At 74.0% G+C, this 16134-nt stretch carries 15 protein-coding genes and 1 pseudogene; 8 read left to right on the top strand and 8 right to left on the bottom strand.

Going from position 1 to position 16134, the window contains the following annotated elements; translation table 11 throughout:
• Positions 1-10: 10 nt before the first annotated feature.
• Both ACVJO7_RS19530 and ACVJO7_RS19525 read left to right on the top strand, forming a co-directional pair.
• Positions 11-943: an MFS transporter gene (locus tag ACVJO7_RS19530; RefSeq protein ID WP_491674075.1), complete on the top strand. Its 933-nt coding sequence runs from the start codon at positions 11-13 to the stop codon at positions 941-943.
• Between the two features lie 59 nt (positions 944-1002).
• On the top strand, positions 1003-1161 hold the full coding sequence (locus ACVJO7_RS19525; RefSeq protein ID WP_344022337.1) for a hypothetical protein: 159 nt from the start codon (positions 1003-1005) through the stop codon (positions 1159-1161).
• A gap of 13 nt (positions 1162-1174) precedes the next feature.
• Here the strand turns inward: ACVJO7_RS19525 and ACVJO7_RS19520 are convergent, their stop codons facing one another.
• From ACVJO7_RS19520 to ACVJO7_RS19510, 3 genes and pseudogenes are all read right to left on the bottom strand, one after another.
• Complete coding sequence (locus ACVJO7_RS19520; RefSeq protein WP_491674074.1) at positions 1175-1498, bottom strand: hypothetical protein; 324 nt, start codon at positions 1496-1498, stop codon at positions 1175-1177.
• Positions 1499-1600: 102 nt separating this feature from the next.
• Positions 1601-2438 (bottom strand): annotated as a pseudogene (locus ACVJO7_RS19515) (Fpg/Nei family DNA glycosylase).
• Positions 2439-2490: 52 nt separating this feature from the next.
• Positions 2491-2949, bottom strand: a complete 459-nt coding sequence (locus ACVJO7_RS19510; RefSeq protein WP_344022331.1) for a DoxX family protein — start codon at positions 2947-2949, stop codon at positions 2491-2493.
• A 145-nt stretch (positions 2950-3094) separates the two neighbouring features.
• Here ACVJO7_RS19510 and ACVJO7_RS19505 point away from each other — a divergent pair, with 145 nt between their 5' ends.
• Positions 3095-4315 (top strand): threonine synthase, encoded by a 1221-nt coding sequence (locus tag ACVJO7_RS19505; protein WP_491674073.1) that lies wholly within the window; start codon positions 3095-3097, stop codon positions 4313-4315.
• Between the two features lie 55 nt (positions 4316-4370).
• Positions 4371-4853, top strand: coding sequence for a hypothetical protein (locus tag ACVJO7_RS19500; RefSeq protein ID WP_344022327.1), 483 nt, complete (start codon positions 4371-4373; stop codon positions 4851-4853).
• Between the two features lie 19 nt (positions 4854-4872).
• On the opposite strand, the gene ACVJO7_RS19495 is transcribed toward ACVJO7_RS19500, so the two are convergent.
• Positions 4873-5796, bottom strand: a complete 924-nt coding sequence (locus ACVJO7_RS19495) for a TauD/TfdA dioxygenase family protein (protein ID WP_491674072.1) — start codon at positions 5794-5796, stop codon at positions 4873-4875.
• A gap of 202 nt (positions 5797-5998) precedes the next feature.
• Here ACVJO7_RS19495 and ACVJO7_RS19490 point away from each other — a divergent pair, with 202 nt between their 5' ends.
• Positions 5999-7984: a M13 family metallopeptidase gene (locus ACVJO7_RS19490; RefSeq protein WP_491674071.1), complete on the top strand. Its 1986-nt coding sequence runs from the start codon at positions 5999-6001 to the stop codon at positions 7982-7984.
• Positions 7985-8029: 45 nt separating this feature from the next.
• Entirely contained in the window at positions 8030-8248 is a 219-nt protein-coding gene (locus ACVJO7_RS19485; protein ID WP_491674070.1) for a hypervirulence associated TUDOR domain-containing protein, read from the top strand.
• On the opposite strand, the gene ACVJO7_RS19480 is transcribed toward ACVJO7_RS19485, so the two are convergent.
• Complete coding sequence (locus tag ACVJO7_RS19480; RefSeq protein WP_491674069.1) at positions 8217-9644, bottom strand: HNH endonuclease; 1428 nt, start codon at positions 9642-9644, stop codon at positions 8217-8219. The genes ACVJO7_RS19485 and ACVJO7_RS19480 overlap by 32 nt on opposite strands.
• A gap of 104 nt (positions 9645-9748) precedes the next feature.
• On the bottom strand, positions 9749-10270 hold the full coding sequence (locus tag ACVJO7_RS19475; protein WP_491674068.1) for a GNAT family N-acetyltransferase: 522 nt from the start codon (positions 10268-10270) through the stop codon (positions 9749-9751).
• Between the two features lie 61 nt (positions 10271-10331).
• On the opposite strand from ACVJO7_RS19475, the gene ACVJO7_RS19470 reads away from it, so the two are divergent.
• Positions 10332-11645, top strand: a complete 1314-nt coding sequence (locus ACVJO7_RS19470; protein ID WP_491674067.1) for an MFS transporter — start codon at positions 10332-10334, stop codon at positions 11643-11645.
• Here the strand turns inward: ACVJO7_RS19470 and ACVJO7_RS19465 are convergent.
• Positions 11627-13762, bottom strand: coding sequence for a molybdopterin-containing oxidoreductase family protein (locus ACVJO7_RS19465; protein WP_491674066.1), 2136 nt, complete (start codon positions 13760-13762; stop codon positions 11627-11629). The genes ACVJO7_RS19470 and ACVJO7_RS19465 overlap by 19 nt on opposite strands.
• Positions 13763-13921: 159 nt before the next feature.
• On the opposite strand from ACVJO7_RS19465, the gene ACVJO7_RS19460 reads away from it, so the two are divergent.
• The gene (locus ACVJO7_RS19460) at positions 13922-14872 is read left to right on the top strand and encodes an AraC-like ligand-binding domain-containing protein (RefSeq protein ID WP_491674065.1); all 951 of its coding nucleotides are present in this window, start codon (positions 13922-13924) and stop codon (positions 14870-14872) included.
• Here ACVJO7_RS19460 and ACVJO7_RS19455 read toward each other — a convergent pair.
• Positions 14854-16101, bottom strand: a complete 1248-nt coding sequence (locus ACVJO7_RS19455) for a DUF418 domain-containing protein (RefSeq protein WP_491674064.1) — start codon at positions 16099-16101, stop codon at positions 14854-14856. The genes ACVJO7_RS19460 and ACVJO7_RS19455 overlap by 19 nt on opposite strands.
• Positions 16102-16134: the final 33 nt, after the last annotated feature.

The raw sequence follows: 16134 nt of genomic DNA, 5'->3' as shown, positions 1-16134 counted from the left end.
AGATCTTGCGTTGCGCAACGGAGAGGACTCGACCGACCGGGCCCGGATCGTGGCGCTGTTCTTCCTCGCGGTGCCGCTGTCGTCGGTGGCCGGCGGGCCGCTGTCGACCTGGCTGATCACCATCGGCGACGGCGCGCTGGGGTTCGACGCCGGCTGGCGGTTCATGTTCTTCGTCGAGGGCATCCCGGCGGTGCTGCTCGGCATCGCGGTGCTGTGGCTGCTGCCGGACCGGCCGACCGCGGCGCGCTGGCTACCCGCCGACCGGACCGCCGCGCTGGAGGCGACGATCGCGGCGGAGGACACGGCGACCGCCGGGCAGGACCGCGGGATCCTCGCGGCGCTGCGCGATCCCCGGGTGATCGCGTTGTCGGCGGCGTACTTCGGCATCGTGCTCGGGCTGTACGTGCTCGCGTTCTTCCTGCCGCAGATCATCGCCGGGTTCGAGCAGCAGTTCGGCACCGAGTACACGCTGATCGAGGTCGGCCTGATCACCGCGGTGCCGTACGCGATCGCCTCGGTGACGATGGTGCTCTGGGCCCGGCACTCGGACCGGACCGGGAAGCGGGCGCTGCACGTCGCGGTGCCGGCCCTGGTGGGAGCGGTGGCGATCGCCGGCGCCCTCTACACCGGCTCGCCGACGGCGGTGATGGCCTGCGTGACGGTCTGCGCGATCGGGGTGTTCGCGGCGATCCCGCCGTTCTGGTCGCTGCCGAACGCGTTCATGACCGGCTTCGGGGCCGCCGCCGGGATCGGCCTGGTCAACTCGTTCGGCAACCTGTCCGGGTTCGTCGGGCCGTTCGTGACCGGCCGGCTCGCCGATCTGACCGGCGACGCGCGGGCCGGGCTGTGGGTGGTCGCGGCGATGATGGTGATGTCCGCCTCCGTCGCGCTCGCCTTCCGCGGGAGGCCCCGTTCCGGATCATCAGGACCGACGAAATCCTGATAGGGTCTTCCCAATTCGGCGCACCATGGACACACCGGACGGCGAGGGGTTCGTCCGGCGTGACCAGGGGGGCGACGATGGACATCGCGACGATTCTGCTGCTGTTGCTCGGCGGCGTCGGGGGCTTCTTCATGGGCCGCTGGAGCGCCGAGACGCGGCGCGCGCACTTCGACCGCAACGTCGTGTGGAACAACCGCAAGCGCTACCGGGACGGGTGAGCCGGCGTCGGGGTCAGTAGCCGATCGCCGAGGTGTAGTCGGCCGCGCCGAAGCCGATCGCCGTCGCCACGACCATGAGGGTGACCAGCGCGAACGGCCAGGACAGCCGTCGTTCGACGATCCGCAGCACGGTCATCGCGAGCCCGGCGATCCCGGCCGCGGCCGCGACGACCAGCGATCCGGCCACCGAGACCAGGATCCGCGACGAGCTGCACGTCTGCGGCGGGCAGTAGTCCAGGAAGGCCATCAGGAAGACCCCGCCGAACACGCCCAGCGCGACCAGCATCCCGGCCAGGGCCAGGGCGACACCGGACAGCACGACGTCCCACCTGATCACGGGACGACGGTCCGCGCCGGCCCGCGGGGACCCTGCCGACAGCATGCTCCAACGGTACTCGTATCGCCCGGAGCGGGACAGATCGGACACCACTCCGGGCGATCACCGATCACCCAGCGGATACACGGTGCTCCCGGCCTGACAGCGGGGGCACCAGAACAGGTTCCGGGCCCGGACGGCACGGTGCGCGATCGGCGTACCGCAGACCAGGCAGGGCCGGCCGGTGCGCCGGTAGGTGTAGACGACGCTCGCGCAGACCGGGCCGCGGGCGGGGGTCTCCGGCGGGCCGTCGCCGTGCGCGGGCAGGATCGTCTCGATCCGGCCACGCCGCTCGCCGTCGCGCAGCATCGCGGACAGGTCCGCCCAGAGCGCGGCGAACGTGTCGTCGTCGAGCTCGCGGGCCGGGGTCATCGGGTCGAGCCCGGTGCGGAACAGCGTCTCCGCCCGGAACACGTTGCCGACGCCGGCGATCACCGACTGGTCCATCAGCAGCGCGGCCAGCGGTGCCCGGGGACCGGGCGAACCGGTCCCGGACCCGCTCCGGGTCCGCGTCGGCGCGCAGCGGGTCCTCGCCGAGCCGGGCCCGCAGCGCGGCCACCCCGGCGTCGTCGAGCAGCTCGCAGGCGGCCGGACCGCGCAGGTCGGCGTAGTGGCTGTCGCCGACGATCCGCATCCGCACCTGCCCGCGCGGTGGCGTCTCGGGCCGCCGCCGGTTCCCGAACCGGCCCCACAGCCCGAGGTGGACGTGCACCACGGTGTCCGGGCCGAAGTACTGGAACAGGTGCTTGCCGTGCGCGTCGACGCCGTCGAGCACCCGGCCGTCGACGGCCCCGGCACCGGTGGTGAACCGGCCCTGCGGGCTGCTGACGGCGACCGGCCGGCCCGCGAAGCGACGCCGCTGCAGGCGGGCCAGCCGGTGCACCGTGTGTCCCTCGGGCATGGGCCCAGCGTCCCCCGGCCGCGTCCGCTGCGCGCGGCGACCGGGTGCGCGGTCAGGCCCGGTGGGCCGCCGCCCGGTCGCGGGTCACGGCGGTCGCGCGGCGGCGGGCGGCCAGCAGATGGTCCACCGAGAACCGGCCGGGGCCGGTCGCGGCGAGCGCGAGGGCCAGCGCGGCGATCACGCCGACCAGCTCCCAGCCGCCGTCGGACACGAACACGGTGATCCCGAGGTGTGCGAACAGGTAGGCACCCACCATGGTGACCACGGTCGCCAGCCCGGCGACGGTCGTCGCGGCACCGGCGAGCAGCAGGATCCCGCCGAGGGTCTCGACGGTCATGACGAACAGCGCGGACAGCGTCGGCAGCGGGATCCCCATGCCGGAGAAGCCCTCGGAGACACCACCGACACCGCGGCCGAGCTTCTGGACGCCGTGCGCGACGAGCACGACGCCGAGCAGGATACGGGAGATCAACAAGGCGATGTCGGACGCGGGCGCGGGGAGCGGGCGCATGTGGCATACCTCTCAATGGTTGAACATTCACTGACTCGTTCGACGGTACCGACATCGGCCGTTCGGCCGCCGCCGCTCGCAGTGACGTTCGTCCGCGCCCGATCGGCGGTTCGGGCTTGCCCCGGCGGCCCCGCTCGGATCACCTGTGCGGGTGCACGACTACTCGACGCTCGCCCACCTGGAGTGCTCCCGCGAGGGGACCCGGCACGACGCCGACGTCGTCCAGGGCACATCCCCGGCCGGTGCCCCGCTGCTCGCCCGCTACGACCTCGACCGGGCCCGCACCCTGGTGACCCCGGACGACATCGCGGCCCGCCCGCCGGACCTGTGGCGATACCACGAGCTGCTGCCGGTGCGCGACCCCGCGCACGTGGTCACCATGGGCGAGGGAATGACGCCGCTGCTGCCGCTCCCCCGGGCCGGCGCCCGCCTCGGCCTGCCGCGGCTGCTGATGAAGGACGAGGGCCTGGTCCCGACCGGGGCCTTCAAGGCGCGCGGCGCCGCGGTCGGGGTCTCCCGGGCCGCCGAGCTCGGCGTGCGCGCGGTCGCGATGCCGACCAACGGCAACGCCGGTGCCGCCTGGGCCTGCTACGCCGCCCGGGCCGGGCTCGGAGCGCTGATCGCGATGCCGGTCGACGCGCCGGAGATCACCCGCCGCGAGGTCGTCGTCTCCGGTGCGGAGCTGTACCTGGTGGACGGCCTGATCGGCGACGCGGGCCGGCTGGTCGCCGACGCCGTCGCCCGGCGCACCGGCTACCAGGATACCTCGACGCTGCGCGAGCCGTACCGGATCGAGGGCAAGAAGACGATGGGCTACGAGATCGCCGAGCAGCTCGGCTGGCGGGCACCGGACGTCATCCTCTACCCGACCGGCGGCGGCGTCGGGATCATCGCCATCCACAAGGCGCTGCAGGAGATGCACGAGCTGGGCTGGCTGACCGGGCCGATGCCCCGGCTGGTGGCGGTGCAGGCGGCCGGGTGCGCCCCGATCGTCGACGCGTTCGACGCCGGCCTGCGCACCTCCGAGGCCCCGGCCGATCCGCACACGGTCGCCTTCGGCATCACCGTGCCCAAGGCGCTCGGCGACTTCCTGGTGCTCGACGCGGTGTACGCCACCGGCGGCACCGCGGTCGCCGTCACCGACCAGGAGCTGCTGGCCGCCCAGCACGCACTGGCCCGGGACGAGGGCACCTGGATCTGCCCGGAGGGCGCGGCCTGCGTCGCCGCGGCCACCCGGATGCGCGAGTCCGGCCTGCTGGACGGCTACGAGGAGGTCGTCGTGCTCAACACCGGCAGCGGGCTGATCTATCCGGACACCGTCGTCGCCGACGCCCCGGTGCTGGCGAAGGACGGCCGCATCCCCTGACCGGCCGGGCCGAGGCGGGTGTCCGGGCGCACCGGGCATCGGGCACCCTGTACCCGTGGCACTGCTCCGACCCGCGGCCGAGCCGCCGCCCGCGCCGCTGTCGCGGTACTGGAAGGCCTACGTGACCGACTGCACCGAGCAGGTCACCCGCTTCCACCGGATCACCGCCGTGGTCGGTGCGACGCAGGTGCGGACCTGGCTCGGCGAGATCGGCAAGCGGCTCGACTCCGAGCTCGAGGCGGTGCACCGGCTCGCCGCCGTCGGGGACTCGATCGAACCGGCCCGCTTCCGGATCACCGAGCCGCCCGCGAAGCGGATCGCGAACCGGCTGAACAAGGCGAAGGTGTCGCTGAAGCAGTCGGTCGACCAGGCCGCCGAGATCGCCGAGCAGGCGGTCCTCGATCCCACCCACGACGACGTCCGAGTGCACCTGAACGTGCTGAACGAGCAGGTCGGGCGGCTGGCGATCGCGGCGCCGCTGACCGAGGAGCCCGAGCCGGGGCCCCGCCGCCGCCGGTGGCGCCGCCCCGCCTCCTGACGGCGCCACCGGCCCGCGGTCAGACGGGCCGGTCCCCCGCGATCGCGACACGCTCGGCGACCCGCCGGTGCGGGTGGTAGTCGCCGACCGCGTAGTGCTGGGTGGCCCGGTTGTCCCAGAACGCGACCGTGCCCTCGGTCCACCGGTACCGGACCTGGTACTCCGGCACGTGGGCCTGCGCGAACAGATGCCGCAGCAGCGCGTCCGACTCCGCCCGCGGCAGCCCGACGATCTCCGTGGTGAACGACGCGTTCACGTTCAGCGTTCGGCGGCCGGTCTCCGGATGGGTCCGGACGACCGGATGGGTGACCGGCGGGAACCGGTCCTGCAGCCGCTCCATCTTCGCCGGGTCCAGGAAACGGGCGAAACCCGGGACCATGTCGTGCACCGCGACGGCGTCGTCAATCGTGGCCCGCACCCCGGCGGACAGGTTGTCGTAGGCGGCCGCCATGTCGGCCCACCGGGTGTCGCCGCCGAACGGCGGGACCTGCACCATCCGCAGCACCGCGCCCATCGCCGGCGTCTCCCGGAACGTCGTGTCGGCGTGCCAGATGTTCTCGAAGGTCCGCGCGCCGGTACCGAAGCGGACGACGTCGGCGGTGTCGCCGGCGTCGAGCATCGGGTTGGTCTCCAGCTCGCCCCACAGCAGGCCGAACGCGCGCTGCTGGGCGCTGCTCAGGTCCTGGCCGGGGAAGAACAGCACCTTCCACTCCAGCAGCGCCCGGTGCAGCTCGGCGCGCAGCTCCCCGTCCGGCACCGTGCGCAGGTCGACACCGGTGATCTCGGCACCGAGGGTGCGGCCGAGCGGGGTGACGGTGAACAGCTCGTACGGTCGGTCCGGCCCGTCGCCGGGCAGGCGGCACAGCAGCCGCTCACCCTCCAGAAGATCGACGGCGGGGGTGGACCGGGGCCGGCTGACCGGCGCATCGAGCTGGATCGTCACGATCCCGATGTTGCGTCCGGGGCCCCGGTCCGGACAACCTCGTGTCCACCTGACGGAGAGATGTCCGGTCACCCCGGGCGGGGGCGGCACGGGACCCCGGCGGCCCAAACACCGCACGCGCATGTCGGTCGTCACGATCTTCGTGGCACGGCGCGGTTCCCGCCGCCTCGAAACCGTCGGTCCCGGCAGGCAGGATGGGGACATGACGACCACCGAGCCCGCTCCGGGAACCCGGCGCTCCGGCCTCGACCTGACCTGGGTCGACCCGGAGGTGCGCCCGCAGGACGATCTGTTCGCCCACGTCAACGGCCGGTGGCTGGAGACCCACGAGATCCCCGAGGACCGCGCACAGGACGGCGCCTTCCGGGTGCTGCGCGACCGCGCCGAGGAGCAGGTGCGGGCGATCATCGAGGAATGCGCGGCGGGCTCCGCCGAGCCGGGCACCGACGCCCGCCGGATCGGCGACCTCTACCGCTCGTTCATGGACACCGAGCGGGTCGAGCAGCTCGGCGTGGAGCCGCTGCGCCCGCTGCTCGACGAGATCCACGCCGCCACCGGCAAGGCCGAGCTGGCCGCGGTGCTGGGCCGCCGCCAGCGGGAGGGGCGGGCCGCGCTGTTCGGCGAGTTCATCGCCACCGACCTCAAGGACTCCTCCCGCTACCTGGTGAACCTCAACCAGTCCGGGCTGGGCCTGCCCGACGAGGCGTACTACCGGGAGGACGGCTCCGCCGAGATCCGCGCCGCCTACGTCGAGCACCTGCAGCGGCTCGCCGAGCTGGTCGGGCTCGCCGAGCCCGCCCGGGTCGCCGAGCAGGTCATGGAGCTGGAGACGGCGCTTGCCGCCGCGAGCTGGGACAACGTCACCAACCGGGACGCCGAGAAGACCTACACGCTGCTCACCCGCGAGCAGCTCCGCGAGACCGCGCCCGGCTTCGACTGGGCCGAGTGGGAGGCCGCGCTCGGCGTCCCGGCGCACTCCTACGACGAGGTGATCGTCCGGCAGCCCAGCTTCGTCACCGAGGCCGGCGCGCTGTGGGCCGACCGGCCGCTCGAGCAGTGGCAGGCGTGGCTGGCACTGCACGTCATCTCCGCCTGCGCCGACCACCTGTCGTCGGAGCTCGTCGAGGAGGACTTCGCGTTCTACGGCCGCACCCTCTCCGGCACCCCCGAGCTGCGGGAGCGCTGGAAGCGCGGCGTGTCGCTGGTCGAGGGCGCGCTCGGCGAGGCGGTCGCGCAGATCTACGTGGAGCGGCACTTCCCGCCGAAGGCGAAGGAGCGCATCGAGGAGCTCGTCGCCAACGTCGTCGAGGCCTACCGGCAGTCGATCACCACCCTGGACTGGATGAGCCCGGAGACCCGCGAGCGGGCGCTGGACAAGCTCGGCAAGTTCACCCCGAAGGTCGGCTACCCGGAGAAGTGGAAGGACTACTCGGCCCTCCAGATCGACCCGGCCGACCTGCTCGGCAACGCGGGCCGGGCCGCGGAGTGGCGGCACGACCACGAGTACTCGAAGCTCGGCGGGCCGGTGGACCACCAGGAATGGCTGATGACCCCGCAGACGGTCAACGCCTACTACCACCCGCGGCTCAACGAGATCGTCTTCCCGGCCGCGATCCTGCAGCCCCCGTTCTTCGACGCCGACGCCGACGACGCCGCCAACTACGGCGGTATCGGCGCGGTGATCGGGCACGAGATCGGCCACGGCTTCGACGACCAGGGCTCCCGCTACGACGGCGACGGCAACCTGACCGACTGGTGGGAGACCGCCGACCGGAAGGAGTTCGAGTCGCGCGCGCAGATGCTGATCGACCAGTACTCGGCGCTGTCACCGAAGGGCCTGCCCGACCACAAGGTCAACGGCGCGCTCACCGTCGGCGAGAACATCGGCGACCTCGGCGGCCTGACCATCGCGCTGAAGGCCTACGCGATCGCCAACGAGGGCGGCGAGCCGCCGGTGATCGACGGGCTGACCGGCGAGCAGCGGGTGCTGTTCGGCTGGGCCCAGGTGTGGCGGGCCGTCACCCGTCACGCCGAGGCGATCCGCCGGCTCGCGACCGACCCGCACTCGCCGCCGGACCTGCGCTGCAACGCGGTCGTGACGAACCTGGACACCTTCCACGAGGCGTTCGGGGTCACCGAGGACGACGCCCTGTTCACCGAGCCGGGCCGGCGCGTCCGGATCTGGTGACGACGCCCCTGGGTGTAGCTGTCCGCGAGCCGGGTATCCGCCGCCATGACGAGGAAGTTCGCCAAGGGCACCCGGGTCGCGTGGAACTGGGGCAACGGCCGGCCGGAGGGCACCGTCGCCGACTGGGCCACCGACCGCATCGAGCGCACGATCAACGGCAGTGTCCAGTCCCGCAACGGCACCGAGGACAATCCCGCCTACGTCCTGGCGCAGGACGACGGGCAGACCGTGCTCAAGCTTCATTCGGAGCTCGAGAAGGCGTGAGGTAGGTGTGCCCGGTCGGCGTGGGGGGGGGGGGGGGGGGGGGGGGGGGGGGGGGGGGGGGGCGGGCCCCCCGGGCGCGCGGGGGGGGGGGGGGGGGGGGGGGGGGGGGGGGGGGGGGGGGGGGGGGGGGCCGCCGGGGGGGGGGCCCCCCCACGACCCGCCACCCGGGTTGCTCGCGGACGTGGTTGTGGAACTCGCAGGTGCCGCGCCCGTTGTCGAGCGTGGTGCGGCCACCGTCGGCGACCCGCCGGATGTGGTCGACGTGCCGGATCGGTGCGTCGCAGTACGGCTCGGTGCACCGGTTGCCGTCCCTCGCCCGGACCAGCTCGGCGAGCAGCCCGGTGAAGGTGCGGCGGCGTGACTCCCCGCCGATCACCGTGCCCGCCCGGGTGAGCAGCCGCCGCACGGTCTTCCGGCCGGTGGTGGTGGCGAGCAGCTCGACCGGGACCGGGCCGTGGCCGGGGATCTCGGCGGGCAGCGGCGAGCCGGGATCGAGCAGGGCCTCGACGGGCACCACGACCTGGACCTCGACGTCGACCTCGGTGGCGGTGGACCGGCCGGTGAGCCGTTCGACCAGGGTGCCGGCCAGCACCTGCCCCCGGCTGCGGGTCAGCGGCGCGGGATCGGCCGAGACCTGCACGAACGCCTTCTGCAGGGCGGCCAGGCAGGCCGCCCCCTGCTCGACGGGGAGGTACCCGGTCAGGTAGACCATCGCATCCGGTGCCGGGCGCAGCGTGACGCGGCGCTCCGCGCGGGCGGCCTCGACCCGGGCCCGGAACTTCTCCGGTGCGATCTCGGCGGCGAGCCGGCGGGCGAGATCACGCAGCCGCCCGATGCCGAGGCGGCCCAGGTCGTGCAGCGCGAGCCGGGCGTCGACCCGGGCGCGCTCGGCGGGATCGAGATCGGAGCACGCGGCCACCACCGTCGCGACCTTGGTGGCGCTCAGCCGCCCCGAGGTGAACGCCTCCCGGACGTGGTCGAGCCCCGCCCGCAGGTCGCGGGCGGCCCGTATCCGCGTCCGCGCCTCGGCCGGCGAGGTGTGGCAGGCCAGCGCGACCTGCGCGACCGCGCCCCGTTCCAGGCGCTCCGGATCGGTGCGCCCGGCGGCGATGCCGTTGCCGACGTGCTCGCGGGCGAACGCGCGGATCCGGGACGCCTGCAGCGCGGCGACACAGTTCTGCAGGGACTCGATCTGCTGGATCTGGTCGATCAGCTCCGCCTCGGTGCAGCGCGACGGCCCGGCGTTTCCGGACGGCTCGGCGTTTCCGGACGGCTCGGTGGCGCGGGCGGCGTGCTCGATCACGAGCTGGATGAGGGCGAGATCGATCCGTGGGAATCCGGGCTCGTCGACATCGGGGATGTCGGTCGGGAGTGGAGGGTCGTGGACCGCGGTCATGGAACCGAGACTACTCGAACATACATTCGATGTCGAGCAATCGTTCGCAATCGCAAAGCCCTGACCTGCGGCGATGTGCCGGCGACCCGGCCCGCCCGGCCCGCTCAGCCCCCGCCCGGACCCCTACCCGGCTCCCCACCCAGCGACCGCCGGTACCACACGACGTCCCGCCAGCCGTCGTGCTTCCACCCCACCCCCTCGAACACTCCCACCTCGGTGAACCCGAGGCCGCGGTGCAACGCCTCGCTCGCCTCGTTCGGCAGCGTCATCACCGCGACGGCGACGGCCAGGCCCCGCTCGGCGAGCCGGGCGAGCAGCGCCTCGTACAGCGCCCGCCCGGTGCCCCGGCCGCGGGCGCCGGGCTCCAGGTACACGCTGACCTCGCAGGTCCAGCGGTAGGCCGCGCGGGCCTTGAACGGTGCCCCGTAGGCGTAGCCGACGATCCGGCCCTCGTCGTCGGTGGCGACCAGCCAGGCGTGTCGTTGCTGCGCGTCGGCGATCCGCTCGGCCATCTCGACCGGCCCGGGCGGCTCGGTCTCGAAGCTGATCGTGGTGTCCCGGACGTACGGCGCGTAGATCGTCGCGCAGGAGTCGGCGTCCTCGGCTGTGGCATCCCTGATCGTCATCCCGAACATCCAACACCGGAACCGGCATGCAACTGTCGGGGGCGTGGATGAGGATCGGTCGGTGACGACGACCTCCCCGGCCCGCACCGGACTGCTCGCGGTGGTGCTGGGGCTGCTGTTCGGCCTGGCCGGCATGTCCACCTCCGGCGTGACGGTGGCGCTGCCGCAGCTGGCCGCCGAACTGGACGTGACGACGGCGGCCTCGACCTGGATGGTCACCGGGTACACGGTCGCGCTGGCCGTGGCGACCCCGGTGCACGGGCGCCTCGCCGACGCCGTCGGCATCCGCGGCCCGCTCTGCGCCGGCATCGCACTGCTCGGGCTCGGAGCGCTGACGGCGGCGCTGGCCCCGAACTTCGGGGTGCTCATGGCCGCCCGGGTGGTGCAGGGCCTCGGGGCGGCGTCGGTCCCGGTCCTCGCGGCGGCGCTGCTCAGCGCCCGGCTGCCGGCGGACCGGCGGGGCGGCGCGCTGGGCAGGCTGGCCGGCACCTCGGCGCTGCTGTCCGCGCTCGGCCCGCTGATCGGCGGCGCGCTGACCACGGCGGGCGGCTGGCGGGCGGCCGTCGCACTGCCGGCGATCGGCCTGCTCACCGTGCCCTACCTGTGGCGGCGCTCGGCCGTCCGCGGCGACGGGGTGCGGCCGGACCTGGTCGGCGCGGTGATCGTGGCGACCGCGGTGACCGGGCTGGTGCTACTCGTCCAGTCGCCGAGCGCCGGGACGGCCGCCGCGGTGGTCGGCGCGGCGCTGCTCGCCCTCGGCGTCCCGGCGACCGCGGCCTGGGTGCGCCGCCGGCCCGACGGGTTCCTGCCCCGCGCGGTGATCCGGAACCCGGCGGTGGTGCGCAGCGCGGTGTGCGCCGCGGTCGTCCCGGCCGCCTGGTTCGCGCTGCTGCTGGGCATCCCGCTGGAGCTGGCCGAGCGCGGCTGGACGCCGCTGGTCACCGGCCTGGTGCTGGTCCCCGCGGCGGTCGTCGCGCTGGCCTGCCCGGCGCTGTCGGCCGTGCTGCAGTCCCGGATCGGCGCCCGGCGCACGCTCACCGCGGCCTGCGCGACGACGACGGTCGGCCTGCTCGTCGCCGTCGCCGGCGTCACCTGGCACCTGCCGTGGCTGCTGGCGGTGGCGCCGATGCTGGTGACGCTGGCGTTCGGCACCGGCCAGCCCGCGATGATCGCCGCCGTCGGCGACGCCGTGCCCGACGACCGGCGCAGCGGCGCGATCGGGGTCGCGACGCTGTGCTTCCTGACCGGTGCCGGCGTCGGCGCCGCCACGATCGGCGGGTTCGCCCCGGTGGTCGGCCTGCCGGTGGCGCTCGCGCTGCTCGCGGCGGCGTCGCTGCTGATGAGCGCCGTCGCCGGCTACGCGCGTTCCACCTGAACCTTGGTGTCGGAGAAGGTGGGTGCGTGGCCGAGATCGGCGAACCCGGTCGGGTTGATCGCGTTCACCGTCGCCTGCCCCTTGGTCTGCGCGCGCCAGGCGCCCATGTTCGCCATCACCACGCCGCGGGTGACGTCGGCGGTGACGACGGCCCGGACCAGGATCTCGCCGCGGTCGTTGAACACCCGCATCAGGTCGCCGTCGGCCAGCCCGCGGTCGGCGGCGTCGTCCGGGTGCAGCCAGCCGGACGGCTCGCCCTGCGCCCGCTGCTGGGCGGGCAGGTTCGCGAAGCTGGAGTTGATGTAGGCGTGTGACTTCGGCGAGATCAGCGACAGCGGGTGCACGCCGTCGGTGCCGACCGGCGGCACGTAGCGGGGCAGCGGATCGACGACGCCGCCGGGCTGGAACTCGTTCGAGCCCTGCCGGAACAGCGGGAGGACGAAGTCGCCGCCGGCGGCGGCGCCGGACAGGAACTCGTGCCGGCCGGACGGCGTCGGGAACCCGCCCTCGGCGTGCGGGGCGTAGGTGTCCGGGCCGGGCAGGTTCAGCCGGGCCCAGCCGGTCTCGGCGAGCGACGCGGGCGTGATGCCCTCGAGTGCCGGCGCCGACCAGTCGTAGGCGGCGGCGATCAGCTCGTCGTCGGTCATCCGGAAGCAGTCGTCGTCGTAGCCCATCGCGGCGGCCAGCCGCCGGAACAGCTCGACGTTGCTGATCGCCTCGCCGACCGGCGGGATCGACGGCCGGTTCAGCCCGATGTAGAAGTGCCCCCAGGAGAACATGATGTCGGTCTGTTCCAGCTGGGTCGTCGCGGGCAGCACGATGTCGGCGTACAGCGCGGTGTCGGTGAGGAACTGCTCGGAGACGACGGTGAACAGGTCGTCGCGGGCCAGCCCGGCGAGCACCTTCTCCTGGTCCGGGCAGACGACGACCGGGTTCGAGTTGTAGACCATCAGCGCCTGCACCGGCGGCCCGTCGATCTCCCCGGCCAGCGCCCGTCCCAGATGGAACTGGTTGACGATCCGGGTGCCCTCGGGCCGCAGCTCGGGCCGGGACAGCGCGTCCCAGTTCACCGGGAACGCCCACAGCGGCAGCGCGAGCAGCCCGCCGCCCGGCTTGCGCCACGCCCCGACCAGCCCGGGCAGGCAGGAGATCGCCCGGACGGTGGAGCCGCCGCCGGGGTGCCGCTCGATCGCCACCCCGATCCGGATCATCGACGGCTGCCCGGCCGCGTACTCGCGGGCCAGCGTGCGGATGTCGTCGGCCGGGATCCCGGTCTCCGCCTCGGCCCACTCCGGGGTGCAGTCGCGGACCCGCTCGGTCAGCTCGTCGACGCCGAGGGTGTGCTGCTCCACGTAGTCCCGGTCGGTCAGCCCCTCGGTGACGATCACGTGGATCAGCGCCATCGCGAGCGCGCCGTCGGTGCCGGGGCGGATCGGGATGTGCCAGTCGGCGCGGGCGGCGGTGCGGTGCTTGACCGGGTCGATCACGACGACCTTCGCGCCGTTGCGCTGCGCCTGCGCCACGAACGGCCACAGGTGCAGGTTGGTGGACACCATGTTGCACGCCCAGATGACGATGTAGCGGGAGTGCACGAGGCTCTCCGGGTCGACGCCCGCGGTGGGGCCGACGCTCATCACGTACGCGGTGGACGCGCCGGAGTCGCAGTAGGTGCGCTCGCTGACGGTGGCGCCCATCCGGTTGAAGAACGGGTCGCCGACGTTGAGCCCGTTCAGCGTGCCCTGGGTGCCGAGGTAGCTGACCGGCATGACGGCCTCGGGCCCGTGCTCGTCGATCACCTGCTTCCAGGTCGACGAGATCGTCCCCAGCGCCTCGTCCCAGGTGATCGGCTCGAACCGGCCGGATCCCTTCGGCCCGGTGCGCCGCAGCGGCGTCGTCACCCGGTCCGGGCTGTACACCCGGTCGACGTAGTTGTTGACCTTCACGCAGAGCCCGCCCCGGGTGAAGGGGTGCTCCTTGTCGCCGCGGACGGCGGTGGCCCGGCCGTCCTCGACGGTCACCGTCATCGCGCAGCCGTCCGGACAGTCGTGCGGGCAGATGGCGCGCCGGGTTCCGGATCCGTGCAGGTCGATCAGCGGCAGCTCGGGGGTGGTGGTCATCGCGGGACTCCTCCGGTGGTGGTGACGCCAGCGTCGGCCCCGGCGGCGGTGTCCCGTTTCGCGCAGCGCGCCGGTTTGTTGCCACTGGGCGACAGGCATTGACCCGGCGGCGTCCGGGCGGTGGACTCGGGTCGACGGCCGAGCGATCCGGAGGTGCCCGTGGTCCTGTCCCCCGGTGCGGCGCCGGTCGCGTCCCGGACCCGGCGCTGCGACGAGTGGCGGGAGGCGCTGCGGCACGACTTCGTCGCCCTCGACGTGGCCCCGGATCGGCGGCGCGGCGGATCGTTCGCCGGTGCCGTGGACAGCGCGACGCTGGCCCACCTGCAGGTCTCCCGGGTGTCGTCGGTGCCGCAGACCTGCCGGCGGACCCCGCAGCTGGCCCACCGGGACGACCGGCGGTTCCTGCAGGTCGGGATGCTGGCCCGGGGGACCGCGGTGCTCGACCAGGACGGCAGACGGGCCGTCCTGCATCCCGGTCAGCTCACCCTCTACGAGACGGACCGGCCGTTCGCCTGGCAGCTGGGCGGGGACTGGGAGCTGCTGGTCTTCACCTGGCCGCGGGACGCGATCGACCTGACCGGCGGCGAGTCGGCGGCCGCCACCGCGCGGCGCTTCGACACCCGGGCCGGCCTGGGGGCGGTCGTCGCCGGGGTGCTGCGCGGCCTGGTCCGCGATCCGCCGTCGCTCAGTGCCCCCGGCGCGGTGCGGGTCGCCGACGAGGTCGGCGGGCTGGTCGGGACGCTGGCCGGTGAGCTGGCCCCGCCCGCCGTCGGTGAGCGGGCGCACGCCGACCTGCGGGTCCGGGTCGAGCGCTACCTCGACGAGCACCTCGCCGATCCCGACCTGGGCCCGGCGTCGATCGCCGCGGCGCACTTCGTCTCCACCCGGCAGCTGCACCGGTTGTTCGCCGGTTCCGGCGAGTCGGTGACCCGGCGGATCCGGCGGGCCCGGCTGGACCGGGCCCGCCGCGATCTCGCCGATCCGCGGCTCGCCGCGACGCCGGTCGGGCAGGTCGCCCGGCGCAACGGCTTCACCGACCTGGCCGGGTTCAGCCGGGCGTTCCGGGCCGCGTACGGGGTGCCGCCGAGCGCCTACCGGCCGCGTCCCTGAGCCGGGGTGCGGTAGACCAGCCTGCGCAGCAGCGCCTCGGCCGGGCCCGGGCTCCCCCGCCGCTCCAGCACGACCGCGTAGGCCAGCGTGACCAGCCAGACCCCGGTCGCGAACAGCGCCGTCGTCGCGCTGCCGAGCACCGCGCCCAGCCCGAGCCCCCAGGCCGCGAGCAGCGGGGCGCACAGCACCGACTGACCCAGGTAGCAGGTCAGCGACCGCTTCCCGACCGCGCTGATCGCGAAGCCGACCGGCCCGGGCTCGCGCCCGGAGAGCCGGTCCCCGATCAGCCCGAACAGCGCCACGTAGCCGATCCCGCAGGCCAGCCCGGTGACCATCTGGGTGGTGGAGAACACCCACATGACCTGGTCCAGACCGCCGAGCACGCCGACGTGCGCCAGCGCGTGCGGGAGCCCGCCGAGCCAGCCGATCGCGATCCCGCCGACCGCGGTTATCCACAGCAGCCGGCGGTGCTCCCCCGGCCGCTCCAGGATCCGGCGCCGGGCCGCCCAGAAGCCGAGCAGGATCGCCACCGGCACCGCGAGCCCCAGCAGTCCCTGCACCAGCACGATGAACGGCCACAGCAGCATCCGCGCCCCCATCGCGGCGAGCACGCCCTCCGACGACGCGGAGGCGGTCACGAAGTCCGGGATCCCGCCGGTGGCCTGCGCCGCCGTCCCGGCGGACAGCGTGGCCAGGGCGCCGAGCACCGACAGCATCGCGAGCAGCAACAGCACGGCGGTGCCGATCCCGGCCCACACCAGCAGCGTCCGGTCCGCCCGCCGGACGAACAGCCACACCAGCACCAGCCCGCACAGGCCGTAGGCGCCGAGCACGTCACCGCCCCACAGCAGCAGCGCGTGCACGAACCCGAACACCAGCAGCCACAGGTTGCGCCGCTGCAGCAGCCGGAACGCCTCCCGCTCCGGCACCCCGTTCTCGCCCTGCCGCCGGTAGATCACGGCCAGGCCGTAGCCGAACAGGAACGCGAACATCGGGTACACCCGCATGTCGACGCCCGTGATCAGCACCGCCTGCACGATCCGGTCCGCGACCGAGCCGTCCACCGGATGGAAGCCGGTGAGCGAGTGCGCGCGGCCGTACAGGTAGAACGGCGTGTTCGCGAGCGCGATCAGCAACAGCATGAAGCCCCGCGCCAGGTCCGGCGCCGGTGCCCGCCCGGTCAGCCCGACCGGGCCGGTCAGGCGTGGGCGTCCCCCCTCGACAGTCATGTCTCCCCCTCGTGAATCCCCCGAACACCAGCA

This window comes from Pseudonocardia sp. DxW (assembly GCF_058448985.1).
Note: the sequence above shows the minus strand (reverse complement) of the source record. Positions and strands in the feature narration are given on the sequence as shown.

Coding starts and splice junctions, on each gene's coding strand:
- ACVJO7_RS19465 (WP_491674066.1), bottom strand. CDS start 13,762: ATGACCACCACCCCCGAGCTGCCGCTGATCGACCTGCACGGATCCGGA.
- ACVJO7_RS19485 (WP_491674070.1), top strand. CDS start 8,030: ATGACGAGGAAGTTCGCCAAGGGCACCCGGGTCGCGTGGAACTGGGGC.
- ACVJO7_RS19490 (WP_491674071.1), top strand. CDS start 5,999: ATGACGACCACCGAGCCCGCTCCGGGAACCCGGCGCTCCGGCCTCGAC.
- ACVJO7_RS19475 (WP_491674068.1), bottom strand. CDS start 10,270: ATGACGATCAGGGATGCCACAGCCGAGGACGCCGACTCCTGCGCGACG.
- ACVJO7_RS19455 (WP_491674064.1), bottom strand. CDS start 16,101: ATGACTGTCGAGGGGGGACGCCCACGCCTGACCGGCCCGGTCGGGCTG.
- ACVJO7_RS19510 (WP_344022331.1), bottom strand. CDS start 2,949: ATGCGCCCGCTCCCCGCGCCCGCGTCCGACATCGCCTTGTTGATCTCC.
- ACVJO7_RS19480 (WP_491674069.1), bottom strand. CDS start 9,644: ATGACCGCGGTCCACGACCCTCCACTCCCGACCGACATCCCCGATGTC.